This window comes from bacterium (assembly GCA_035295165.1).
GTDB lineage: Bacteria > Sysuimicrobiota > Sysuimicrobiia > Sysuimicrobiales > Segetimicrobiaceae > JAJPIA01.
In genome coordinates, this window is sequence record DATGJN010000084.1 from 1 (window position 1) to 23,915 (window position 23,915).

The 23,915-nt window shown below is 68.1% G+C and carries 20 protein-coding genes; 14 read left to right on the forward strand and 6 right to left on the reverse strand.

Going from position 1 to position 23,915, the window contains the following annotated elements:
- The first annotated feature begins 265 nt into the window (after nucleotides 1–265).
- The 8 genes from VKZ50_13065 (at nucleotide 266) to VKZ50_13100 (ending at nucleotide 11,946) form a co-directional block, all read left to right on the forward strand.
- Complete coding sequence (locus VKZ50_13065; GenBank protein HLJ60649.1) at nucleotides 266–1,615, forward strand: extracellular solute-binding protein; 1,350 nt, start codon at nucleotides 266–268, stop codon at nucleotides 1,613–1,615.
- A 129-nt stretch (nucleotides 1,616–1,744) separates the two neighbouring features.
- Nucleotides 1,745–2,590: a sugar ABC transporter permease gene (locus VKZ50_13070; protein HLJ60650.1), complete on the forward strand. Its 846-nt coding sequence runs from the start codon at nucleotides 1,745–1,747 to the stop codon at nucleotides 2,588–2,590.
- Entirely contained in the window at nucleotides 2,591–3,451 is an 861-nt protein-coding gene (locus tag VKZ50_13075; protein ID HLJ60651.1) for a carbohydrate ABC transporter permease, read from the forward strand.
- Nucleotides 3,452–3,487: 36 nt separating this feature from the next.
- Nucleotides 3,488–4,780, forward strand: coding sequence for a hypothetical protein (locus tag VKZ50_13080; protein ID HLJ60652.1), 1,293 nt, complete (start codon nucleotides 3,488–3,490; stop codon nucleotides 4,778–4,780).
- Nucleotides 4,777–5,691: a sugar phosphate isomerase/epimerase gene (locus VKZ50_13085; GenBank protein ID HLJ60653.1), complete on the forward strand. Its 915-nt coding sequence runs from the start codon at nucleotides 4,777–4,779 to the stop codon at nucleotides 5,689–5,691. Before VKZ50_13080 ends, VKZ50_13085 begins: the two co-directional genes overlap by 4 nt.
- 86 nt (nucleotides 5,692–5,777) lie before the next feature.
- On the forward strand, nucleotides 5,778–7,274 hold the full coding sequence (locus VKZ50_13090; GenBank protein ID HLJ60654.1) for an FGGY family carbohydrate kinase: 1,497 nt from the start codon (nucleotides 5,778–5,780) through the stop codon (nucleotides 7,272–7,274).
- Between the two features lie 166 nt (nucleotides 7,275–7,440).
- Nucleotides 7,441–8,247, forward strand: a complete 807-nt coding sequence (locus VKZ50_13095; GenBank protein HLJ60655.1) for an SDR family oxidoreductase — start codon at nucleotides 7,441–7,443, stop codon at nucleotides 8,245–8,247.
- Nucleotides 8,248–8,586: 339 nt separating this feature from the next.
- Entirely contained in the window at nucleotides 8,587–11,946 is a 3,360-nt protein-coding gene (locus tag VKZ50_13100; GenBank protein HLJ60656.1) for a GAF domain-containing protein, read from the forward strand.
- 96 nt (nucleotides 11,947–12,042) lie between these two features.
- Here VKZ50_13100 and VKZ50_13105 read toward each other — a convergent pair whose 3' ends face one another.
- Both VKZ50_13105 and VKZ50_13110 read right to left on the reverse strand, forming a co-directional pair.
- Entirely contained in the window at nucleotides 12,043–13,362 is a 1,320-nt protein-coding gene (locus VKZ50_13105) for a hypothetical protein (GenBank protein ID HLJ60657.1), read from the reverse strand.
- Between the two features lie 152 nt (nucleotides 13,363–13,514).
- Nucleotides 13,515–14,012, reverse strand: a complete 498-nt coding sequence (locus tag VKZ50_13110; GenBank protein ID HLJ60658.1) for a hypothetical protein — start codon at nucleotides 14,010–14,012, stop codon at nucleotides 13,515–13,517.
- 303 nt (nucleotides 14,013–14,315) lie between these two features.
- On the opposite strand from VKZ50_13110, the gene VKZ50_13115 reads away from it, so the two are divergent.
- A complete protein-coding gene (locus VKZ50_13115; protein HLJ60659.1) occupies nucleotides 14,316–15,068 on the forward strand; it encodes a 3-oxoacyl-ACP reductase family protein in 753 nt (250 codons plus the stop codon).
- Here VKZ50_13115 and VKZ50_13120 read toward each other — a convergent pair.
- Complete coding sequence (locus VKZ50_13120) at nucleotides 15,065–15,295, reverse strand: DUF167 domain-containing protein (protein ID HLJ60660.1); 231 nt, start codon at nucleotides 15,293–15,295, stop codon at nucleotides 15,065–15,067. The genes VKZ50_13115 and VKZ50_13120 overlap by 4 nt on opposite strands.
- 283 nt (nucleotides 15,296–15,578) lie before the next feature.
- On the opposite strand from VKZ50_13120, the gene VKZ50_13125 reads away from it, so the two are divergent.
- The 5 genes from VKZ50_13125 to VKZ50_13145 all read left to right on the forward strand — a co-directional run bounded on the left by VKZ50_13125 (nucleotide 15,579) and on the right by VKZ50_13145 (nucleotide 20,161).
- The gene (locus tag VKZ50_13125) at nucleotides 15,579–16,265 is read left to right on the forward strand and encodes a ribonuclease H-like domain-containing protein (GenBank protein HLJ60661.1); all 687 of its coding nucleotides are present in this window, start codon (nucleotides 15,579–15,581) and stop codon (nucleotides 16,263–16,265) included.
- Nucleotides 16,252–17,310 carry a uroporphyrinogen decarboxylase gene (hemE, locus tag VKZ50_13130; GenBank protein ID HLJ60662.1) on the forward strand — a complete coding sequence of 353 codons (1,059 nt, stop codon included), beginning with the start codon at nucleotides 16,252–16,254 and terminating at the stop codon, nucleotides 17,308–17,310. The genes VKZ50_13125 and hemE overlap by 14 nt, the downstream gene beginning before the upstream one ends.
- A 34-nt stretch (nucleotides 17,311–17,344) precedes the next feature.
- Nucleotides 17,345–18,280: a ferrochelatase gene (hemH, locus tag VKZ50_13135; protein ID HLJ60663.1), complete on the forward strand. Its 936-nt coding sequence runs from the start codon at nucleotides 17,345–17,347 to the stop codon at nucleotides 18,278–18,280.
- Between the two features lie 21 nt (nucleotides 18,281–18,301).
- A complete protein-coding gene (hemG, locus tag VKZ50_13140) occupies nucleotides 18,302–19,813 on the forward strand; it encodes a protoporphyrinogen oxidase (GenBank protein ID HLJ60664.1) in 1,512 nt (503 codons plus the stop codon).
- Nucleotides 19,814–19,876: 63 nt separating this feature from the next.
- Complete coding sequence (locus tag VKZ50_13145) at nucleotides 19,877–20,161, forward strand: hypothetical protein (GenBank protein HLJ60665.1); 285 nt, start codon at nucleotides 19,877–19,879, stop codon at nucleotides 20,159–20,161.
- Between the two features lie 66 nt (nucleotides 20,162–20,227).
- Here VKZ50_13145 and VKZ50_13150 read toward each other — a convergent pair whose 3' ends face one another.
- The 3 genes from VKZ50_13150 to VKZ50_13160 form a co-directional block, all read right to left on the reverse strand.
- Complete coding sequence (locus VKZ50_13150; protein HLJ60666.1) at nucleotides 20,228–21,142, reverse strand: ABC transporter permease; 915 nt, start codon at nucleotides 21,140–21,142, stop codon at nucleotides 20,228–20,230.
- A complete protein-coding gene (locus VKZ50_13155) occupies nucleotides 21,108–22,112 on the reverse strand; it encodes an ABC transporter permease (GenBank protein ID HLJ60667.1) in 1,005 nt (334 codons plus the stop codon). Before VKZ50_13155 ends, VKZ50_13150 begins: the two co-directional genes overlap by 35 nt.
- 62 nt (nucleotides 22,113–22,174) lie before the next feature.
- Nucleotides 22,175–23,770 (reverse strand): ABC transporter substrate-binding protein, encoded by a 1,596-nt coding sequence (locus tag VKZ50_13160; GenBank protein HLJ60668.1) that lies wholly within the window; start codon nucleotides 23,768–23,770, stop codon nucleotides 22,175–22,177.
- Nucleotides 23,771–23,915: the final 145 nt, after the last annotated feature.

Sequence of the window (23,915 nt, forward strand, 5' to 3'; positions counted from 1 at the left end):
TTTGCCGCCCTCGCGGTTGGCGCGATCGGCGCGGCGCTCGCGGACACCCCGGCGGAGTTCCCTACGATCTTGGAGGCCGCCCACCGCGTGATTCGAGACGACGTCATCGATCGTCTGCGGACCCTCGGGTGCGCGGGCCAAGCCGCCGGATTCGCGGGCGCGGCGCCTGGGTGACGTTTCGTGGCGTCGTGAGCAACGCTGCCGTGGAAGTTGGCGGGCGCGCGTTCGCACGGGAATCGAGAGTGCCATGTGGGAGGTGGGACGGATGAACAGCGATGGCCACAGCGGTGCAGTTGATCGAAGGACGTTTCTGAAGCTCGCCGCGGGGACGGGCCTGGCGACCGCAGGAGGGTTGGGGTTCGCGAGAACGTCGTTTGCGGCGTCAACGGTGACGCTCTCTCTGTGGACCGGGTATCCAGAACTGGTGCCGTTCTATAAGGGCGTGGCGGCCGGCTACGCTAAGACCCATCCGAACGTCGCGGTCAACGTTTTCAGTACGTCGCTGCGTGAGGCCGAGACGAAGCTCTCGGCGGCGGTGCCGACTGGTACCGGTCCCGACATCTACGATATCGGCACGAACATCAGCGTGAAATTCATTGACGGCGGACTCCTCGATCCCAATCCGCCCGACGTGGTGCAGTACATGAAGAGCGGCGCGTGGGATTCATCCGTCGTCGAGTTTTTCAACATCGGGGGCAAGTACTACGGGCTGCCTCTCCAGGATGGAAGCCGAGCGTCGATGTTCTACAACAAGTCGCTGTTGAAGGAGGCCGGGATTGCCGCGCCGCCATCGACGTTCCCCCAGGTGGTTGAAGCGGCGCGCAAGCTCACCAAGGTCGACTCTACGGGGAAGATGACCCGAAGCGGCCTGAGCCTCCGTCTCTCGGGTCAAGGCAGCGGTATCGCCGAGAAGTTCCGGTTCGTGCTGGAACCGGCTGGCGGGTCGTTGATCGGGAAGACCGCGAGCGGCAAGTACCACAACAACTATGACAACGCGGCCGGTCGGGCCGCTCTGCAGTTCTATGTCGATGCGGTCCAGAAGTATAAGATCGACGATCCGAAGATTCCGCACGATGCGGATGCGTTCGTAGCCGGCACGACCGCCATGTTCTTCCGGGAGGCCTGGGTCATTGGTGAGATCCAGCAGAAGAATCCGACGCTGGATTACGGCGTCGTTCCGATCCCCCGCTGGACCGCGGCCGGTCCGTACAAGATGCTACTGCAGCCGTGGGGCATCTACGTGAACGGCAAGAGCGGCAACAAGAGCGTGTCGTGGGACTTCCTCAAGTTCTTGACGAACGCGCAGAACGCGGTCCAGTTGACGTCGATGACCGGGTGGGTCTCCGAGCGACGGGACGTGGACTGGAAACCGTTGCTGGCCAAGACGCCGCAGTTTCAGGTCTTCGTGGCTCCTCCCAAAGGCATCGTCTTTTACGTGGAGCCTGTGATGTCCGCGTGGGACGAAATCGAAACCAAGCTGGCCGATCGGCTGGCGGAAGCGTACGTCGATCCGAGCCTGAACAACAACCCGACGAAGGTGGCCGCGACGATCCACACGATGGCTGCGGAGACGGACGGGATCCTCAAGACCGCGGGCTTGTACGGGACGGCGTGAGAAGCGTTCAGGGGGAGGCGGGAGTCCTCCCCCCGGACCGCGATGCCTGCTGAATCCCTGGCGGTCGTCAAGCGCGGAGGTGTGGTCTGGCCGTCGCGTCGTCAATGGCGGCTGACGGGCTTTTGTTACGTGGCCTTGGTTCCGATCCTGGCGCTGTTCGCGTACATCCGTGTCTTCCCGATCGCGTGGAGCTTGATCCTGAGCTTCTATCAATGGGATCTGATCAGTCTACACAAACCGTTCGTCGGGTTCGCCAACTACGTGTCGCTGACGCACGACGCCAACTTCTTGACCGCGCTCAAGAACACCACGATCTACTCACTCGCGACCGTGGTCGTCAGCACCGTGATCTCGCTCCCGCTCGCGATGTTCCTGTCCGGGACAACCCGGGTCGGGGTTTTCTATCAAGCCATCTACTTTCTACCGGTGATCACCCCGATGGTGCCGATGGCGATCGCCTGGAAGTGGATCTACGATTACAACTACGGCATTTTGAACTATGCGCTGTCGTTCGTCGGCGTCAAGCCGATCCCGTGGTTGACGAGCTCCCGGATCGCGTTGTGGGCGCTGATCATCATGAGCGTGTGGAAGATCCTCGGCTACAATCTGATTCTGTTCCTGGTGGGGATCCGTAACATTCCGCTCGTCTACCTCGAAGCGGCGGACCTCGACGGCGCGACGTCGTGGCAGCGGTTTCGCTTCGTTACGCTGCCGTTGTTGAAATCGATCCTGCTGTATGTGCTGGTCACGGCGACGATCAACTCCTACAACGTGTTCACGCAAGTCTACGTCATGACCTTGGGGTCGCAGTCGGCGCCCGGGAACGCGGTCCGTGTCCTCGTGTACGATATCTATCAGAATGCGTTCTCGTACTTCCATATGGGGTACGCCTCCGCCGAGGCGGTCATTCTGACGATGATCGTGCTCGTGGTGACGGCGTTCCAGTTCGGCTTCGTGCGGGGGGAGGAAACGTAGATGCGGCGGCCGGCCGGCCCGCGGCGTCTCGGGCGCGCTGGCGCGTGGGCGCTCAGCGCCGCGTCGCACGTGGTGCTCGCGCTTGGCGCCATCCTCATGATTCTGCCGATGCTGTGGATGTTCTCGACGTCGTTCAAGCCGCCGGCGGAAATCCCCATCTGGCCGCCGCATCTGCTGCCGCGGGCCCCCACGTTGGAGAACTACACCGGGATTTTCCAGGTTGCCCCATTTGGGCGGTTCTTCCTCAATAGCGCAGCGTTGTCCCTCGTCGCGACCATCAGCGTTGCGGTGACGTCGCTCGTCGCCGGCGCGATCTTCGCCAAGTACACGTTTCCGGGGCGTGCGTTGCTGTTCATGCTCGTCATCGCGACGGCGATCGTCCCGTTCGAGAGTTACATGATCCCGCTCTATATTCAACTGATACCCATCAACTGGATCAACACCTACCAGGGTATTGTGTTGCCCTACCTCATCATGAGCTTTGGCATCTTTCTCATGCGACAACACATCGCGTCCGCGATCCCCACCGAGTTGTTGGAGGCCGCGCGTGTCGACGGCGCGTCCGAGTGGTGGATCCTCTTTCGGGTGATCGCCCCGCTCTCGAGCTCGGCGCTCGGTGCGGTGGGGATCTTTGCCTTCATTCAGATGTGGGCGGCCTTCATCTGGCCGCTGTTGATCGCGAACAGCCAGCTCCTGTTCAACATGGAGGTCGGCCTCACGGCGTTTCAGTTTCGGTTCAGCAGCGACTACGGGAAGCTCATGGCGGGTTCGGTGGTCAGCGTGCTGCCGATGCTGGTGATCTTCCTCATTCTCCGCCGGCGCATCATCGAGAGCGTGGCGCTCACCGGCCTGAAGGGTTAAAGGGGGCGCACACTCTTGCGGGCGGGATGCTATCGTGTGACGATCACCCCTCCGATCGGCACGTACTTGGCGGGGTACGATGCCCGGACGGACCCAGCGCGGGGTGTTCACGACGAGCTGGATGCACGCTGCCTCGTCCTCGACGATCCCTCCGGCGCCGTCGTGATTCTGGCGGTCGACGTGCTTCAACTCCCGACGGCGTTCGCGAATGCCGTTCGCGCGGCGATCGCGCAGACCACCGGCATCCCTCGGGAGCGGATCCTGGCGTGCGCCACGCATACGCACTCCGCACCCGACCTCGAGGGAACGTACACGCCCGGAGGCCCGGACCGGAGCCTGACCGAGATGTGGCGGCGCGCCCTGGCGGGGTGCGCCGAGGCGGCGTGGCGCGGCCGCGTTGACGCCGACGTCGAGTTCGGGCTCGGGACCGTCGACGGCGTTGGGGTCAACCGCCGTCATCCGGACGGCCATCCCGTGGACCCACTCGTGGGCGTGGTCTCCGCGCGGCTCCGCGGCGGGGAGCGGGCCTGTGTGCTCGTCAACTACACCTGTCATCCGGTCGTCCTCGGCCCCGACAACCTGTGCATCTCGGCCGACTACCCCGGCTTCGCGCGTCGCGCGATCGAAGCCGTTGAGGGACCGCGCACCCTGGCGATGTTCACCAATGGGGCCGAGGGAGACGTGAACACCGGCCACTCCGCGGATCTGAGCGGGATCGGGGCGCCGATCCCCGGGCGGACGTTTGCGCGCGCACGCCGCCTGGGACACCGGTTGGCCGGCGAGGTGATCAAAGTGCTGGCCGGTCCCATGGTCGGGCTGAGCGGCCCCATCGCGGCGACCGCGTGCGAGGTGTTTCTGCCGTTTCGAGAGACGCCGCCCCCAGCCGCCGCGGAGGCGGCGCTGGCGGCCGCGGATCGGGAAGTCGGCCGTCTGGTCGCGTTGGGAGCGGACCCGAACGCCGCTACCGCCGCGAAGATTCGGCGCTTCCACGCCGCGGTTCACCTCGGTGTCGCCCGTCGGCGAGCTGCTGCGACTGCCCCGGGCGTGACGGCGGAGCTCCAGACGGTGCGCGTGGGGGACCTCGCGCTCGTCGGAATCCCGGGGGAGCTCTTTGTCGAGCTGGGCCTCGCCGTCAAGGCACGATCGCCTTTCCTCCACACGTTGGTGCTCGGCTTGGCGAACGGATCGGTCGGGTATCTGCCGACGCGGGAAGCCTGCGAGTCCGGCGGCTACGAGGCGGTCGCCACACAGTTCGCCCTCGGGGCGGGGGAGATGGTGCAGAACGCGTGTCTCGAGATGCTTCAGAGTCTGAAGGAGGGTCATGTATGAACGTCAATTGCTGTTGGCTCTACGCGATCAGCAAGTACGGCTATCCACCATCGATCCCCGACACGCACAAAGCCCTCACCGAGATGGCCGCCCTGGGGTTTGGCGCGGTCGAGCTCGAGGGTGTTCGAGAGGAGAACCTCCGGGCCGTCTCAGCGGATCGAGCGAATCTTCGCGCGCGGTGCGCCGACCTGGGCGTGCGCGTCATGAACTTCTGTCCCGTTCTGCCGGAGCTGGTTGATCCCGATCCCGCGCGCCGCCGCCACGCCCTGGATCTGTTCCGACTGGCGGCGGAGCTCACCGTGTACTTTGCGTCTCCGCTGATCCAAGTGGACAGCTACACACCGCCGATCGAGTTCGTGGCGCATCAGCCGTACGGCGGCGCGATCGAGTTTCAACGGCGCTTCGACGTGCGCATCCCAGACACGTTCTCCTGGACGCGGACGTGGGATGCGCTGGTGGAATCGGTGCGCGCCTGCGCCGCGATCGCGCGGGACGCCGGACTGCGGCTTGCGATGGAGCCGCGGGTCGGCGAAATCGTCAGCAACACCGACGGTCTGCTTCGGCTCATGGATCACGTGCGCGACGATGCCTTCGGCGCCGTGCTGGACACCGGCCACCTCAATGCGCAGAAGGAGCTTCTCCCGCTTTCCGTCGAGAAGCTCGGACGCCGTGTGTTCTACGTCCACGCGTCGGACAACGATGGGCGCGACAACGCCCATCTCGCGCCGGGGCGAGGGGCGGTGGACTGGGAGGGTGTCGTCCGCGGCCTTCTGAGGCAAGGGTTCGACGGCTACGTGGGCATCGACGTCGGCGGGGTGGCAGATCTCGAGGATCAGTATCGCGAGGGGTACGCGTTCATCCGCGCCGTGTTGGACCGCGCCAGCGGGACCGCCGGTTCCGGGCGCCGGTGACGTCGGGCGTGTCGGCGCGGTGAACCTGCGGGGGAGGAGAGCGGAAGGGGCGGGATCGTCCGCGCCGTGGCGCCGCCGGCCACTCAGTGCCTGAGATCCTTGCGATCGACTTGGGGACGAGCACCTGCAAGGCGACCGCCTATGCGGAAACGGGCCGCGTCCTTCGCCGTGCCTCACGGATACTCACGACGCACCGGCCGGCATCGGGTCTCGCCGAGCAGGATGCCGCGGTGTGGTGGGACGCGGCCGTGCATGCCGGGCGGGAGGCCGCTGCAGGTGTGGCCATCGATACCATCAGCCTGACGTCGTGTCGTGAGGCCGTCGCGCTCACGGACACCGACGGAGTGCCATTGGCACCGGTCATGATGTGGATGGACCGCCGCGGGACGCGGGAAGCCCGGGCCCTTGCGGCCGCGTTCCCCGATGTCCAGCGCCTGACCGGACATCGCCCCGACGCCAACTTCACGGCTTGCAAGATGGCGTGGCTGAGCCGACATCATCCTGACCTGCTCCGCGCGGCCCGCTGGTTGTTGCAGCCCAGAGATTTCTTGTACTTCCACCTGACCGGGATGCCGATAACGGATCCCTCGTTGGCGTCGCGCACGCTCTGGTGGCGGCGCGATGCGGGGTGGTGGCCCGACGTACTCGAGTTCAGCGGCGTCACGGGCGCGCAGCTTCCGCAAGTGATGCCGTCACATGCCGCGCCCGGCCGTTTGTCACCGGCGGCCGCCCGGGCGTTGGGCGTGCGCGGCGGGATCCCGGTCGTCGTCGGCGCCGGTGACCGAACGTGTGAAGTGATCGCGGCGCGGGCCCTTGGCGGCCGCGTACTGGTAAGCCTCGGCACCGCGGTGAACGTGTCGACGATGGTCTCCAAACCCGTGCCGGACGACCGTCTGGTGTTCTCCGCGGCCGCCGTCGAGGGAATGGAGGTGGCGGAACAAGGGATCCCCAGCGGTTCCGCTCTGCTCGACTGGCTCCAAGGTCTGGTCGGGGCCGAGCGAGCCGACCTGCAGGCCCGCGCGGCGCAGGTGGCGCCAGGTGCTGAAGGCCTCGTGTTGCTGCCGTTCCTGGGAGGGTCCCGGGCAACGCGCTGGAACCCGAACGCCTCTGGGGTGGTGGCTGGACTCTCCCTCTCGACCCGCAGGGAGGCTTTGTTGCGAAGCGGGATGGAGGGCGTGGCGTGCGAGGTACGCGCGGCGCTCGGCGTGCTCCGACAGGCTGGGGTGGCCACCGACGCGCTCGTGTTCGTCGGTGGGCCGGCGCAACACAGCGTGTGGCCGCGGGTGATCGAGGACGTGTGCAACATGCCCGGGGTCGCGGTCGCGGATACCGAAGCCGCGTCCATGGGGGCGTTCTTGCTTGCGGGCCGTGCCGTCGGCACGTGGGACGATCCGTTGGTGGCGTCGGAGACGAGGAATCCCGATATCGCGCGGTGGGATCCGGATCCCACCGCGGCCGCCTACTACGTGCAACACGCGGCAGCGTACGAAGCGCTGTATGCGGCGCTTGAGACATGGTTTGCGCGCTTCGGTGCGCGCGCGTATTCCGACGTTGACGACGACGCCCGGGACCGCCCGAGGTGATCACATCTCGTGCGACGTGCCCGGAGTCGGAACGAGGATCCATGCATCTCTCAGGATAGGAGGGGTCCGGAGGAGAGCCACAAGCATCGTCACTCGGGGCAGACGACGTCGCTCTCGGTCGAGACATCCGAGCGGCGTGCGGGCATCGTGGAAGGAGACAACGCATATGCAGCTCGCAGGCGCAGTAGCGGTGGTGACCGGCGCCGGCCGGGGCATCGGGTACGGCATCGCGAGGCGGCTGGCGAAGGAGGGGGCCCGCGTGGTCGTCAACGATCGTGTCCCTTCCGCCGTCACCGCCGTTGAGGAGGACCTTCGGCGCTCGGCTGACATCATGGGGTATGTCGCGGACGTCTCTTCGTCATCCCAGGTCGCGGAGATGTTTCGTGCCATCCGAGACCGGTGGGGTCGGGTGGACATCCTGGTCAACAATGCGGCGTTGGTTGACGTGCCCCGCCACTTTCTTCTGGCCGACGAGGCCTACTGGGACGAACTCATCGCCGTCAACCTGAAAGGCGTCTACCTCTGCAGCCGGCAGGCAGCGGCGCTGATGGTGCGGCAGCGTGCCGGCTGCATTATTCACATCAGTTCCGCGGGCGCGGTTCGGGCCCAGCGCCTGATGGTCGCATATGACGCCGCGAAGGGCGCCGTGGAGGCGGCGACTCGGGCGATGGCCGTGGATCTCGCCCCCTACGGGATCCGCGTGAACGCGGTCGGGCCGGCTGCCATCCGCACCGAAACTTGGGACGCGTGGTCCCCCGAGGTCGTCACCCGCATGACGGAGGGGATTCCCCTCGGTCGACCTGGCACGGCCGAGGACGTCGCGGCATGCGTCGCGTTTCTCGCATCCGGTGAGGCGACGTTTATCACCGGCCAGGTCATATACGTGGACGGCGGCATCCTGGCTCAGCTGCGTTCCCCGCAGGTTGACGCCTCAGCCTGGGTCGAGCCTGGCGACATCTCGATCGACGCGTAGCCGACGACCCGCCATCCGATGCGGGGCTCGCATACTGGGGGCCGCGCGGTGTGCATCGTTCGCTCGGGGCTTAGAGCTGCAGTGTTCGGGACCCTCTCCCGGTCGCGCGAGAGTCTACCGTAGGTGTGGAGCGGGCATAAACGAAGTCGAGGGACTGGCCGTGCGTCCACGCGTCAAGGCGGACCAGACTCGGAGGCACAATCTGCAACTTCACAGGTTCGCTGGCGGCGATGCGTCGGATTCGTTCTCGAGGAATCCGGTGGCCGCCTGATGGTACCTCAACGGCGCGCGAGGAGCACCGGGCCGGAGCAGGAGCCTCCCGGCAGGGACGCACCGGCGGTGACGCGGACCGATAACCCAGATCCGACGCACGTGCCGCACGCGCTCGGCGGCACGTCGGCGCCGGAGTCGGAACATGCCCAGCAACGCCCCGCCAAGGTAGCGCACGGGAGCCGTTTCCGCACGTTCTTCGATAAGAACCCACTGCCGATGTGGGTATACGACCTGGAGACCTTCCGCGTGCTGGAAGTGAACGAGAGCGCTACTGCGTACTACGGATACGCTCGCGATGAGTTTCTCGCGATGTCCATCACTGAGATCGTCCTCGACGAAGATCGCCCCCGCCTCCGCGACCCGGCGCTGCGCAAGGGGGAGCCGCAACGCGCCGAGGTATGGCAGCATCGCCGGCGCGGAGGGGAGACGATCCGCGTCACCGCCGTCTCGCGGCACGTGGAGGTGGCGGGTCGCGACGCCGTGCTGACGGTGGTGCAGGACGCCACGGCGACGAAGACGTTTGAAGACGTGCCTGTCGGCTTGTACCGCGCCTCCCCCACTGGAGAAGTGCTCGACGTGAACCCGGGGTTCGTTCACATGTTAGGATACCCGAGCCGAGCTGCACTTCTGGCGACGCCCGCGGTCGACATCTACGTGGATCCTGCGGTCCGCACGCACTGGCGGGCCCGACTGGAACGCGAGGAGGTCGTGACCGGCTTCGAGTGCCAGTTGAAGCGGTACGACGGGACGCGCTTTTGGGTGCGGACGAACGCGCGCGCCATCCGCGACGCCACCGGCCGTGCGCTGTACTACGAAGGCGCGATCACCGATATCACCGAGCGCAAGCAGGCGATGGCGCATCTCGAGGCACTGAACCACGTCGTCACGGCTGCCGCCAGCGCGGCCGATCTTCGCACGTTCCTCGACACGCTGCTGGACCGCGTGCTCACCGCGCTGGACGGCGAGCAGGGAGGCGTCTGGCTCGGGCGAGACATCCACGTTGGGCGCCATCACTCGCCCGAGTTCGACGCCGAGGTAGTGGCGGCGGCTGCGAGAGCCGGGCTCGAGCCTGCGCGGGTGGAGGCGGTGGAGGACTGGACACGCGCCGCGGGCCCGATGGCCGACGCGCTCGCCCCCGTGATGCAGCGCCACGGTCTCCGCGCGTCGCTGGTGGCGCCCCTCCTTGCGAACGGGCGACCGATCGGCGGGTTCTCGATCGAAATGTCCCATCCCCGCCGCTGGCTGCCCCAGGAGATCCAGTTGGTGGAAGCGCTGGGAGGCCAGATCGGAGCCGTAGCCGAGCGCCTGCGACTGCTCGACGAGGTGCAGGCCCACGCGCGCGAAATGGAGGCGCTGCACAAACTGGGCACAGCGCTGCGCGGCATCGGCACCCTGGACGAGGCGTATGCGCTGATCACCGAGTGCGCGGATGTGTTGCTCCGCGGCGATCACAGCTCGCTCGTGCTGCTCGATCCCGACGGGGCGACGCTTCGGTGTATGAGCACCCAGGGGATCGAGATCACGCCGCGTGGCGGGACATTTCCCGCCCGCGCCAGCGCGTCCGGCGTGGCCCTTGAGACCGGCGCGCCCTACGTCACGCGCGATCTCGCCGCCGAGTCCGCCGGCGCGCGCTTCCGAGGGCTCATGGGACCGTGTGTCGCCGTGCCGATGCGTGAAGGCGAGCGAGTGATCGGCGCGGTGGTGGTGGCGCGAACGCGGGACACCGCGCTGCACGGGTTCTCCCCTCGGGACGTCCGCATCCTCACCGCGGTCGCAGATCTGGCGGGCAACGCGATCCACCGCACGCAACTGTCTCAACAGCTCGCCCAGGAACTGAGCAACCTTCGGGGGCTCTACGAGAGCGCGCAGCGAATGGCCGAGATCCTGGATCTCGAGCGCCTCGCCACCGATGCGACCGCGACATGCGTGAACGCGTTCGGCATGTCGCTGGCGTGGCTCGCCACGTTCGCCGACAATGGGACCCCACGCCTCGTGGCCCACGCTCCGGCGAGCGCCACCCTGCCCGCGCTGATCGTGCCCCAATGGGCGACGGTGCATGACGCGGGCCCGCTCGCGAGGGCCCTGGACACCGGAGAGGCCATGGTGGTCCCAGATTTTGAGCAGGCGCCGACACAACCGCCGTGGAGGCCCGCCCTGCTGGCCGCGGGCCTGCGCACCGGTGCGGTGTTTCCGCTCGTCAGCCGCACCCGTACGTTTGGCATCCTCGCGTTGTACGGCGATACGCCGGGGTCGTTTACCGACGACCGGCTTGCGTTCTTCCGGGCGTATACCCATCAGCTCGCGACCGCCCTCGAGAACGCCCGGCTGTATGATGACGCGGCGCGCCGGTTTGCCCAACTGCAGGCGCTCCGCGAGATCGACCTCGCGATCACCGCCAGCCTGGACCTGCGGGTCACGCTCAGCGTGTTTCTCGACAAGCTCGTCCCGCTGCTCCGGGTGGACGCCGCGGACGTGCTCATCTGCGACAGCGGCGGCCGTGTCGTCCGCTACGGCGGCGGTCACGGATTCCGTGCGAAAACGCTGGAGCGCGTCCGCGGGCATCTGGGCCAAGGCTACGCGGACCGCGTCGCCGCGGAGCGGAGGCGCGTGGCGGTGGACCTACGGCTCGAACCGGGCGAGTTCGCGGACGTCCCCGGGTTCGCCGAGGAAGGGTTTCACGCGTACCACGCGGTGCCGCTGCTGGCCAAAGGCCAGGTCGTCGGCGTGCTCGAGGTGTTCCACCGGCAGGCGCTTACGCCCGACCAGGGCTGGATCGACTTTCTCGATGCGCTCGCCGGCCAAGCCGCGATTGCGATCGACAACGCCACGTTGTTCGAGCGTCTCCAGCGCGCCAACACCGACCTGATCTTGGCGTACGACCGCACCATCGAGGGATGGTCGCGCGCCCTCGATCTGCGCGATGAGGAGACCGAGGGGCACACGCAGCGTGTCGCCGAGCTGACCCTGCGGCTGGCCAGGGAGATGGGCGTGCCGGATCCTGACTTGGCGCAGATCCGTCGAGGGGCGCTGCTTCACGACATCGGAAAGATGGGCGTGCCCGACCGGATTCTCTTGAAGGCGGGGCCGCTCACAGAGGAAGAATGGGCGGTCATGCGTCGCCATCCAGTCTACGCGTATGAGTTCCTATCCTCGATCGCCTATCTGCGTCCCGCGCTCGAAATTCCATACTGTCACCACGAACGGTGGGACGGGACGGGGTATCCGCGCGGCCTGAAGGGTGAGCAGATCCCCTTTGAGGCACGCATCTTTGCTGTGGCCGACGTCTGGGACGCGCTGACGTCGAACCGGCCGTACCGCTCAGCGTGGACCCCGGAGGACAGCCGCCGGTACATTCGCGCGCAGGCGGGGCACCAGTTCGACCCGCAGGTCGTCGAGATCTTTCTGCGCATGACGCAGGACCCATGAGTCTGAACGTGCGGGGCACACCCCCTTCGAGCAACCGGAGGCGCTCGTTGCTGCCTCGGCCCGGCCGCCGCGCGCGGTGATTGCCCGGCGAACACGCTAGCGGGGACACGGATCCCGCGGGGCGCGAACCGCCGGTGACGCGGGCGTTCCTTCGTCCCAGCGGTCGCGCAGCACGCGAGCGATCCACGGCATCGCCACCCGCAGCAGGCGCGTGTGATAGACAGGTCCGACGTCGATCCGGCAGAGGGTGCGGCGCCGCAGCACCGGGTCGCCGGTGTCCCCGTGAATGGGCAGGCCCTGCGCGCTGGCCGCGAGGACGAGCCCGTCTCCGGGTCCGAACGAGAGCGCGGACGTTGGGAGCGCACCCGTGATTCCCTCCACGGTGTCGAAGCCCGAGCCGTCAACTCGCGGATTGTTTCCGTACAATACATAGACGCGGACCGACTCGGGCATGTCGCGGCTGCGTAGCTGCGCGAGCGTCGTGCCTGAGCCTCCGGGGGGTGTCGTCCACGGCTCGCCCCCGTTCGCTCGCCAGTACGGGAACGTCGGGTAGAGGTCGCGGACGAGCGGGCCATGAGCCCATCCGGTGAGCGGGAATCCGGCGAGGCTCCGGTCCGCGATGTAGGCGATCGTCATGCCTTCGTTCGGCGTCCCGACGAGCACGAGCCGGTTGACGAAGTGGGTCCATCCATCCACGTTCTCGGCGATGTTCCAGCGCGCCGCGAGCCCGCCGACGCTGTAGCCCACGACGTTGATGCGGGACGCGTAGACGGCGGGACGGACGACCCGTCGGACGTAGTCCGCGACTTCCGCGGCCTCGGCCTGGAGCGCGAGCGACCCCGACCGGTAGGACGCCCAGTACACCGTTTGCGCAGGGCCGGCGCCGACGTAGCCGGCTTTCTCGATCTCCGCCAGGATGGCTTCGGGCGCGTCGAGCCTCTCGTTGTGATAGCCCGGTACGATGACGGTCGGGAGGAGCAGCTCCGCGACGGCGCGCGACGTGACCGCGCGCGACCCCTCGTGGACGGTGACGGCGACCGGCAGGCGCAAGTTGTCGCCGGGCGGAGGGAGCGGCGGGAACGTCCCCACGAGGATGCCTCCGATGAGGACGCGGCCGCGCTCGAGGTCAAGCAAGATCGCGAACCGGCTCGGCATGCGGGACAACGGGAGCTCCGTGCTGACAGAGACCGGGCCTGTCGGCATGGCGAGCGTGAGCATCGGGGGATCCGCCCCGCGGTCGAGTTGCGCGGTCGTGATGGTGAGCCGAAGGGTGTGTGCGTCCGCCAGGTCCGCCCCGACGATGGCGACCCGCGGGACCTCGGGCGCGCCCGCCGTCACGCTGGGCAGGGCCCCGAAGAGGCAGGCCAAAAGACACACGCCGGTCCACCGATGCGCGCGGGCGAGCCTAGTCGTCACGACAACACGTCCGGGTGGGACGCCGCATTCGCGCTGCCGCGGGCGAGGTTCGGCACGCCGATGTCGGAGGGGTCTGTCGGTGAGGAGAGACCGCGCCCTGCGCGGCGCCTCCTCACCGGATGCCCCTTACTACATCGCGGGCGTAAACGGCCCTATGGGGCCGTCCACAGTGCCTTGCCGGCCGGGTCCGTAATGTTCAGGAACGGTTTCTCCGCCGTACTCCACCCCGCGTAGATTCGGGCGGTGCCGGTCTCGTCGGAGAGCGTGACCTGCGGAGTGACGTTTCCGGTGGCGCCAAACCCCAGGAACAACCGGGTGCGGCCGGTGTCGTCTTGCAGCGTGACCTGCGGGGTCGGCCGCGAACTGCCGAATCCGACGAAGACGCGGTTCTTGTTCGCGTCGTCGTACATCCACAGGCCCGGGCGGCCGGCCGTGTCGAACCCGAGGGTGAGACGCGTGTGCCCCGCGGAGTCCACGAGGTCGAGCCGCCTCGCCTGCAGGGACTGCGCTTGGGACATCGCCTGCTCAACCCCAATGCCGCCCACCAGCAGCAGCACCAGCGTCATGATCCACCCGATCGAGGTGCGCTTGAGCCTCTTCTCCAGCGCCGCGACCCTTGCTTGGAGCGCTTCCGCATCTGGCGTTGTCACGATCTGTTCCCTCCCCGTTCTCGTGTGGTGGCACCTTGAACGCAAGCGTCCGGAGCCTACGGCGAGATATACGTCCGCGCGTCCTCGTTCCCTTCCTGCCCGCGGTTGGAACGGCTCAGACATGCATGTGACACGATTCGCACGACGAGCCTGCGAGCGGCGCGCCGGGCGCCGGTGGAGGAACCTCGCCGGTGCTCGGGAAAGGTCGCATGCCGCTGGGTCGACGCCGCCAGGGCCGGCGGGTTCTCGAGGCGGCACGGGCGGCCTGCCCGCCACTCAGCGGGCCGAGACTGGAGGGGGACGATGGGGAGGTTGGCGGGAAAGGTCGCGGTGGTTACGGGCGGGAGTCGAGGGTTCGGTCGAGCGACCGCGATCTTGTTCGGGCAGGAGGGGGCGGACCTGGTGATCGCCTATCGAGCGGCCGAGCGAGACGCGGTCGCGGTGGCGACCGACGTGGAGCGGGGCGGGCGGCGGGCGCTGGTCGTGCGTGCGGACATCGCACGCGCGGCCGATACCGCGTCGATCGCGGAGCAGGCGCTGCGCGCGTTCGGGCACGTCGACATCTTGGTGAACAACGCCGGCATCATGGACGTGTCCGCGTTTGCAACGCAGGACCCGGCGACCTGGACGCAGATGATCGACGTGAACGTCTACGGGATGCTGACCCTGACCCGGGCGTTGCTCCCGGCGATGACGGCGCGCAAGACGGGACGGATCATCAACCTGTCGTCCCAGCTCGGTCACGCGGGCGGCGAGAATTTTGCCGTCTATTCGGGGACGAAGGGCTTCGTGCTTGCCTATACTAAGTCGCTTGCCCGAGAGGTCGGTCCGCACGGGATCACGGTCAACGCGATCTGTCCCGGCGGCATCGTCACGGACATGAACCGGCACATCTATCCGCCGGAACGCCAGCGAGCGCGCGCCGCCGAGCTGCCCCTGCGGCGCTTGGGGGATCCCGACGATATCGCGCGCGCCGCCGTGTACCTGGCGTCGGACGATGGGCGCTTCGTGACCGGTCAGTGTCTCGACGTCAACGGCGGCTCGATCATGGTCTAGGCACGCGCCCCGTCGATCTCCACGACCTTGCGCCGGTTGCCGTGGCCGCGGACGATGCGGACGCGGGACCGCGGAACGCCGAAGTGGTCGGCCAGGGCTTCGACGAGCGCCGCGTTGGCGCGTCCTTCGTGCGGGGGGGCGGTTACGGCGACGCGAAGGGTGCCGTCGTCCTGCGGTTCGACCCGGGTCCCCCTGGCTCTCGGGACAACCAGCACAGTCAGCCGCACGATCTCACGCTCCCTCGGCGCTGCACGCTCCCGGCCATGCCGGTGCGATCAGGGTTCGGCGCCGGCCCGTGGCGCGCCCTCCGTGGCAGGCCCCGTTGACCCCGGTCTTGTGGCTTGCTATCGTGCAAGCGTGTCCCGGAAGATGCGCGCAGGCGCGATGCGACCGATCGTCCGTGCTCGCCTCGGGTGTGCGTCCGCTCCATGCATGGCGGGACGGCCTCCAGCCCCCGGACATTCGCATGGCCCCGGCGATTGCCCCGGGTGGGTGACGCGCTGGTAGCGGATGCCCAAACCCGCGATCGCCGTTGACATCGAGACGGTCGGCCACGAGTGGGAGATGCTCGCGCCGGAGGTCCGTGCCTACCTGCTCGAACGCGAGCGGGACGAGTCGCGGCGCGCCGAGGTCCCGCAACGGCTCGCGCTTCACCCGGGGACCGGCCGCGTCGTCATGATCGGCGTGTGGTACATCGACGAGGAGCGGGGGCGGGTGCTCGTGGAGGGCGCGCCCGCGGAATGGGCGGCGCTCGACGACCGGGCGCAGATGCTGCAGGGCACGGAGGATGCGATCTTGCGCGAGTTTTGGGGGCTGGTGCGCGAGGTCGGCACGATCGTGACGTTCAACGGGCGGTCGTTCGACGGCCCATACCTCATGATCCGATCGGCGATCCTCGGCGTCGAGCCGAGCCGAAACCTGGTGCCGTACCGGTACAGCTTCCAGGACCACTGTGACCTCGTGGACGTGCTGAGCTTTCGGGGTGCGCGCAACGTCTCGGGGAGCCTCGACTTCTGGTGTCGCCAGTTCGGCATTCCGTCGCCGAAAGAGGAGGTGCGAGGCGCGGCCGTCGGAGACCTATTCCGGGACGAGCGGCTCCGGGATCTCGCGCGGTACTGCCTCGGTGACGCGCGCGCGACCGCCCAACTCTACCGTCGTCTTCGATCGATTGTGAAGGTGCTGGATGCCCGGGGCTGACGTGGACGCGGTCGCCGGCCTGCCGTTCCTCCGGGCATGCCGTCGGCAGGGCACTGCGCGCACGCCCGTGTGGGTGATGCGCCAGGCCGGGCGCTATCTGCCCGAGTACCAGGCCGTGCGCGCCCGGATGAGCCTGCTCGACCTGTGCAAGACTCCCGAGGCCGCGGCCGAGGTGACCGTGCGCGCGGTCGAAGTCCTCGGCGTCGACGCGGCGATCATCTTTGCCGATATCTTGCTCCTCACCGAGCCGCTCGGCGTCGGGTTGTCGTTCGTGCGGGGCGAGGGACCGATGATCCACCGCCCGATCCGGACGCGCGAGGCCGTGCAGGGACTGCCGGACATCGACCCGGCGGAAGGCGTGCCGTTCGTCTTCGAGGCGGTCCGGCTCGCGCGCGAGGGGCTCGGCGGCCGGGTCCCGCTGATCGGGTTTGCGGGCGCGCCCTTCACGGTGGCGTCGTACCTTATCGAGGGGCGGCCGTCGCAGGCCTTTCGCGAGACGAAGCGCCTGATGCACGCGGATCCGGACGCCTGGGATGCGCTGATGGATCGGTTGGCCGGGCTCACCGTCCGCTACCTCAACGGTCAGATCGCCGCCGGGGCGGACGCCGTGCAACTCTTCGACAGCTGGATCGGCTGCCTCTCGCCGGACGACTACCGCCGGTTCGTCCTGCCGCATTCGCGGCGGGTCATCGCGGCCGTCACACCCGGAGCGCCTGTGATTCACTTCGGAACGGGCACCGCGGGGTTGTTGGAACTGATGCGGGAGGCCGGTGGGGATGTGATCGGGTTGGACTGGCGCGTGGACCTCGGCCAGGCGTGGCATCGGCTCGGCGATGGCGTGGCGGTTCAAGGAAACCTCGACCCCGCGCTGCTGCTTGCGTCGCCCGGTGAAATCCGGCGCGGGGTGCGCAGGGTGCTCGAAGCGGCCGGCGGGCGCCCGGGCCACGTGTTCAACCTCGGACACGGCGTGTTGCCCGAGACGCCGTGGGAGCACGTCGTCGCGATGGTCGAGGCGGTGCACGAGTTGAGCGGGGGAACGACATGAGCGCTCCGTTGCGATCGTCCGAGAGGCCGACCGCGTGACCGGGACGCCCGGTGCCGTGCTCTTGATTGCGTACGGGGGTCCGGATACCCTGGCGGACGTGCGTCCGTACCTCGCCAACGTGCTGCGCGGGCGGCACGTGCCACAAACCCGCGTCGACGAGGTGGCGCATCACTACGAGCTGTTTGGCGGGCACTCGCCGCTGACCGAGCTGACGGGCAGGCAGGCGGCATCGCTCGAAGCGATGTTGCGGGCGCGTGGACACACGCTGCCGGTGTACGTTGGCATGCGGAACTGGACGCCGTACCTCTTCGAGACGCTCGCCGAGATGCGCTCGCGCGGCGTCCGGCGGGCGGCCGGCATCATCATGGCGCCCCAGCAGAGCTATTCGAGTTGGGACCAGTATCGGGAGAACGTTGCCGAGGCGCGGTCGCGCGTCGGCGCCGACGCACCGGAGGTCGAGTATATCGCGCCCTGGTACGACGCGCCCGGGTTTGTGGAGGCGCAGGCGGATCGGGCCGCGGCCGCGCTCGCCGCGGTCCCGGCCGGGCGGCGCGTCGATACCCCTCTCGTGTTCACGGCCCACAGCATTCCGGTGCGCATGGCCGACGCGTCGCCGTACGTGGCGCAGGTCGCCGCGTCGGCCCGGCTCGTCGCCGAACGGATCGGGCACAGTCGCTGGTTCATCGCCTACCAGAGCCGGAGCGGCGATCCCAGGGAACCGTGGCTCGCGCCGGATGTGAACGAGATGGTCCGCGACCTCGCCGGTGCCGGCGCACCCGCGGTTGTCGTGATCCCCGTGGGGTTTGTGTCGGATCACATCGAGGTGCGCTACGACCTCGATACCGAGGCCCGCGCCGCGGCGGAGGCGGCCGGCATCGGGTTTTACCGGGCCGGCACCGTCATGGATCATCCGGCGTTCATCGGGGCGCTCGCCGATCGGGTCGAGGCCCTCGTCGCAGCGCCGCGATGACCGCCGCCCGCGCGAGGTTCCGTGAGGCCTGAGCCGCCGGCGGCGTCTGGGACCGGCGCGCCGCGCGGCGGCGCGCCGCCGGCCTCCCGGCCGGTCCGCATCGCCGTCATCGGCGGCGGCGTCGCCGGGCTCGCCGCGGCGCACCGATTGGTCGAGCGTGCATCCGAGACACGCGCCGACCTCGACGTCGTGGTCTGCGAAGCCGGCCCCCACGTCGGTGGTGCGATTCGGACGGAACGGCAAGACGGATACCTGATCGAGGACGGGCCCGATTCGTTTCTCACGGAGAAACCCTGGGCGGTTGCCCTCTGCGGGCGTCTCGGCATCGCCGACCGGTTGATCGGTACCGCGCCCGACCGCCGACAGACGTTCGTAGTACGGGGAGGGCGCCTGCGCGCGCTGCCGGATGGGTTCACGCTGATGGCCCCGATGCGGGTCGGCCCGGTGCTGCGGTCCGACCTGTTCACGTGGCGGGGCAAACTCCGCATGGGCATGGACCTCCTGCTGCCACGCGGGCCGGCGTGCGAGGACGAGAGCCTTGCAGCGTTCGTGACGCGGCGGTTCGGCCGTGAGGTGCTGGACCGGGTCGCGCAGCCGATGGTCGCTGGCATCTACACCGCGGATCCCGAGACGCTTAGCCTCGGTGCCACCATGCCCCGGTTTCTCGACATGGAGCGGAGGCACCGAAGCGTGATCCTGGCGTTGCTCCGCGCCCGCGCCGCTCGGGCCAACGAGGCCGCAGCGCCGACGAGCTCCGGCCCCCGCTGGAGTCTGTTTGTTGCGCTGGACGCAGGCATGGGGTCGCTCATCGACGCGCTCTGCGCGCGCTTGCCCGCCGGGAGCGTTCGTCTGGGCACGCGTGCGCGCGCCATCGCGCGCGGCGCCGGGAGCGGGGGCGCCGCCGGCTACCGGGTTGAGCTGCAGGGCGCGCCTCCGATCGCCGCGGACGGCGTCGTCGTCGCGACCCGCGCGCCGCAGGCGGGGGCGCTGGTGGACGGACTCGACGCCGGGCTCGCGGATCAGCTTCGCTCCATCTCGTACGCGTCCTCCGCCGTCGTCACGCTCGCGTACCGTCGGGAGCAGATCGCACACGCGCTCGACGGGTTCGGGTTTGTCGTCCCGGCGGTGGAGCGGCTCCCAATCCTCGCGTGCAGCTTCTCGAGCGTCAAGTTCGCCGGGCGCGCCCCGGCGGGGTGCGTGCTCCTGCGCGTGTTCCTCGGCGGCGCCCTGCGTCCGGAGGAACTCGCGCGCGATGACGCCGCGCTGACCGCCGTCGCGGCGGACGCGCTGCGGCCGCTCCTCGGGATCAACGGACCGGCCCGCCTGGCGCGCGTGCGCCGCCACCTCGAGGCGATGCCTCAGTATGTCGTTGGGCACGTGGCGCGCGTCGCGCGGATCGAGTCGCGCGTCGGCGCACACACCGGCCTCGCCCTGGCGGGCGGCGCGTATCGCGGCGTTGGCATTCCCGACTGCGTCCGGTCCGGCGAGCAGGCAGCGGAGCGGGTGTTCAACGAGTGTGTCTGTGTGCCGTGATCTGACGGAAGAGGTCGCCCGGCGGCACATCGCCGCGGCGTCGAACGACCGAGGGAGGCCGATGTGTCCATCGCGAGGCGAGATGTGCTCTTCTGGGTGGTGGCGACGGTCATCATCCTGGGCGTCCTTGCGATCGCGGTGCCGCTGCGACACACGAGTTACAACCGCGCCATATTCTGGGGGAACGTTGTGGGCGGCCTCGTGATCTTCAGGGTGGGGATGCAGGTCCTTTGGGCCGGCATGCGAAGCCGGCACCGGGCGCGGCTCTGGCTGGGTGGCGGAATCGCTGTCGTCGGGCTGTACCTGGTCTATCTGGGACTGGCCGCCCTGGGGTTGACCCCGCGCTAACGGCGCGACCGGCCCCCGCACCGTTCGGCGAAGTCCGCCGCCGTCGCCGCGACCAGAGTCGCCCGCCTAGCGCTCCGTGGACAGGCGCGGGTCGAGCGCGTCGTGCAGGCCGTCGCCCGCCAGGTTGAAACTGAGGACCAGGGCCGCGATCGCGATGCCGGGTGCGAGCGCCGCCCAGAACGCGCTGAGCAGGTAGCTGTAGCTGTCCGCGAGCATCGTGCCCCACTCCGGGGCCGGCGGCTGGGCGCCCAGCCCGAGGAAGCCGAGCGCGGCCGCGTCGAGGACCGCGGTTGCGATGCCGAGCGTTCCCTGGACGACCAGCGGGGACGCGGCGTTGGGGAGCACGGTTCTCAACAAGACGCGCCACGACCGCGCGCCCATCGCCTCCGCCGCCATCACGTACTCGAAGCCCTTGATCGAGAGGGTAGAGGCCCGCGAGACCCGGGCGTAGATCGGAATATTCACGATGCTGACGGCCAAGATGGTATTGTTGAGGCCCGGGCCGCGCATCGCGACGATGCCGATCGCCAAGATGATCGACGGGAACGCGAGCATCACGTCCATCACGCGCATGATCACGCTGTCGGTCTTGCCGCCCAGATAGCCGGCAGTGACGCCGAGCAGCGTCCCGGTGCTGAGCGCGCCCGCGACCGCGACGAAGCCCACCGTCATGGAGATCCGTGCACCGTAGAGGACCCGGCTGTACACATCCCGCCCGAGCGCGTCCGTGCCGAACCAGTGCTCGGCGCTCGGGGGCTTGAGCCGGCCGACGAGGTTCTCGTCGTCCAAGCCGTAGGGCGCGATCTTGGGTGCAAACACCGAGATGATCCCGAACAGCACGATCAGGATCAGCCCGACGCGGGCGTTCGCGTTACGCCAGAACCGGAGCCCGGCGAGCCGCCACGCCGACCGTCCCGCGCCGCGCGCGGCGACGGGGGGGACGACGCTACGCGTACCGGATCCGGGGGTCGAGGAAAGCATACAGGACGTCCACGAACAGATTGACGAGTACGAACACCAGCGAAAATAGCAGGACGCCCGCGAGAATCACCGGGTAGTCTCGAAACAGGATCGAATCGTACATGAACCGGCCGACGCCCGGCCACGAGAAGATCGTCTCGGTCAGGATCGCGCCCGTCAGGAGCGACCCCACCGACAGCCCGATGACCGTGACCACGGGAAGGAGCGCGTTGCGCAGGCCGTGGCCGATCACGACCGCGCGCGCCGCGAGCCCCTTCGCGCGCGCCGTCCTGATGTAGTCCTGATGCAACGCGTCGAGCATCGATGCCCGCGTCATCCGTGCGATGATCGCCATCGAGGGTGTCGAAAGCGTGATGCTCGGCAGCACCATGTGCCGCACGGCGTCCCACGCGGCCGGCCAGTTGCCCGTGAGGAGCCCGTCGAGCACGTCGATCCGGGTGATCGAGGCGAGCGAGATGCTGACGCCGAGTTGGCCAGAGGTCGGCAGCGCGTGGAAGTAGACGCTGAAGACGTACACCAGCATCAGGCCGAGCCAGAACACGGGAAACGACACGCCGAGGAGCGCCACGGTCATGCCGAGACGGTCCACGGCCGAGTTTGGCCGCGCCGCGGAGAGGATCCCGATGGGGATGCCGACGAGCAGCGCAACCAGGATCGCGCCGAGCGTCAACTCGATCGTCGCCGGGAACCGGGGTAGGAACTCCACGATCACGGGCCGGTGGCTGTCGAGCGAGTCCCCGAAGTTGCCCCGCACGGCGTCCCACAAGTAGAACCCGTACTGCACCGGCAGCGGCCGGTCCAACCCGAACTCATGCTGCACACGCGCGATGGATTCGGGAGTGGCGTGTTCCCCGAGATACGCGATCGCAGGGTCGCCAGGGAGGAGGTGGATCAGGAGAAACGCCACGACCGACACTCCCAGCAACACAGGGAGCACGGTCAAGGCGCGTCGCGCGATATAACGGCCCATCGATCAGAAGGCCGGCGGGGGCGGGACGCTCGGCCGCCCCCGCCGGCGAAGGCACCTGTCGCTTACTGCACAGATACCAGTTCCATGTACTCGTTCGCGTCCGGCTGGCCAACGAGCCCCTGGACGTTCTTGCGCAGCAAGATCGGGACCCGCGCGTGCGCGAGCGGGACGTCCCGGTAGTCGTTCAGGATCATCGTTTCGGCCTGCGCGTACAGTTTCGCCCGCTCCGCCTGGTCGCCGACGACCTTGGCCTTGTTGATCAGGTCAAACACCGCCGGATTGTTGTACGAGAGATACGCGTTGGTCGCGTCGAACTTCGGGAAGAAGTACCCCAGCCAGTCGTCGGGATCGCCGTTGTCGCCGATCCACCCGATCATGAACATCGGGAACTTGTTCGTGCTGCGGTCCTTGAGGTACGTCGCCCAGTCCTCGGTCTGCAGGTGGGCCCGGATGCCGACCTTCGCCAGATCGCTGGCGACCGCGGTGCCGATGTCCTTGCCGTTCGGGAAGTAGGGCCGGCTCACCGGGATGTACCAGAAGTCGAACGAGAAACCGTTCGGATACTTGGCCTCGGCGAGCAGCTGCTTCGCCTTGTTCGGATCGTACGCGTACCCGGCCACGTTGGCGCGCCCCCACATCAGCGGTGGCATGTGCTGGCTCGCGACCTCACCGTAGCCGCCGTACAGCGCATCGACGATGGCCTTGCGGTTGATCGCATACGCCACCGCTTCGCGGATCCGCTTGTCCTTGAAGATGTCGTTGTTCATGTTGAAGCGCAGCCAGCCGGTGTTGAACTCCGGCCGGAACGTGAGCTTCAGGTTCGGGTCGGACATCGCGACCTTGACGTCGTCGGGATTCGGCGCTTCCATCGCCTGGATCTCGCCGGCCTTGAGCGCCAGGAACCGGGCCGCGTTGTCCTTGATCACGCGCATGATCAGCCGCTGGGTCTTGGGCAGGCCCTTGCGGAAGAACGACGGGTTGGCGACCAGCGTGACGTGGTCGTCCCGCACCCACTCCACGAACTTGTAGGGTCCGGTCCCCACCGGATGCAGGCCCACGCCCTGCCCGCCGTACTTCTGGAGCGACGCCGGGCTGTTGAACTCGAAGGCGATAATCGACAGGTTGTAGAGCAGCGGCGCGTTCGGCTTCGTGAGTATCAGCTGTAACGTGTACGGGGCCGCAACCTTGGCCTCCTTGAACGAGTCGGCCATGAAGCCGTCCCAGTACGAGTAGTCCCCGTTCGCGACCCTATACGGGGTCTTCGGATCGGACCAACGGTCGAAGTTGAATTTCGCCGCGGCCGCGTTCCACGGCGTGCCGTCGTGGAACGTCACGCCTTGGCGGAGCTGGAACGTCCAGGTCAGTCCGTCGGGTGAGACCGACCAGCTCGTCGCGAGATCGGGCTCAATGTCCGTCTTGCCGGGCTTCGCACGGACGAGGAGGTTGAAGACTTGGGTCGTGACTTCGGAGGTCTCGCCGTTCGAGCTCACGGTGTTGTCGAGCGTGTCCGCGTCGCCGGACTTCCCCCAGATAAACGTCGTCGGGCCCGCAGCCCAACCGGTGACCGAGCCCGGGACCACCACGACGCCCACGACAACCATCGCCGCGATGACGAGCGCGGCGACGGGGCTACGTGCACCTGTGACCGGCTTCCCCATGCTTTCCCCTCCCCGTGGAGCGCATAGATCTACTGGGCTGTGCTAGGCTGGAGCCTTATTCGGCGGTCCCGGCGGCAGTCCTTTACCTTGGGGTTGTAACGACCCGGTGACGCGGCCGGGAACCCCGTCAGGTAGTGTACGGTGT

Bases quoted from the DNA above. Each gene is read 5' to 3' on its own strand.
- VKZ50_13115 (HLJ60659.1), top strand. From the start codon at position 14,316: ATGGGGAGGTTGGCGGGAAAGGTCGCGGTGGTTACGGGCGGGAGTCGA.
- VKZ50_13155 (HLJ60667.1), bottom strand. From the start codon at position 22,112: ATGGGCCGTTATATCGCGCGACGCGCCTTGACCGTGCTCCCTGTGTTG.
- VKZ50_13095 (HLJ60655.1), top strand. From the start codon at position 7,441: ATGCAGCTCGCAGGCGCAGTAGCGGTGGTGACCGGCGCCGGCCGGGGC.
- VKZ50_13065 (HLJ60649.1), top strand. From the start codon at position 266: ATGAACAGCGATGGCCACAGCGGTGCAGTTGATCGAAGGACGTTTCTG.
- VKZ50_13160 (HLJ60668.1), bottom strand. From the start codon at position 23,770: ATGGGGAAGCCGGTCACAGGTGCACGTAGCCCCGTCGCCGCGCTCGTC.
- VKZ50_13085 (HLJ60653.1), top strand. From the start codon at position 4,777: ATGAACGTCAATTGCTGTTGGCTCTACGCGATCAGCAAGTACGGCTAT.
- VKZ50_13150 (HLJ60666.1), bottom strand. From the start codon at position 21,142: ATGCTTTCCTCGACCCCCGGATCCGGTACGCGTAGCGTCGTCCCCCCC.
- VKZ50_13075 (HLJ60651.1), top strand. From the start codon at position 2,591: ATGCGGCGGCCGGCCGGCCCGCGGCGTCTCGGGCGCGCTGGCGCGTGG.
- hemE (HLJ60662.1), top strand. From the start codon at position 16,252: ATGCCCGGGGCTGACGTGGACGCGGTCGCCGGCCTGCCGTTCCTCCGG.
- VKZ50_13125 (HLJ60661.1), top strand. From the start codon at position 15,579: ATGCCCAAACCCGCGATCGCCGTTGACATCGAGACGGTCGGCCACGAG.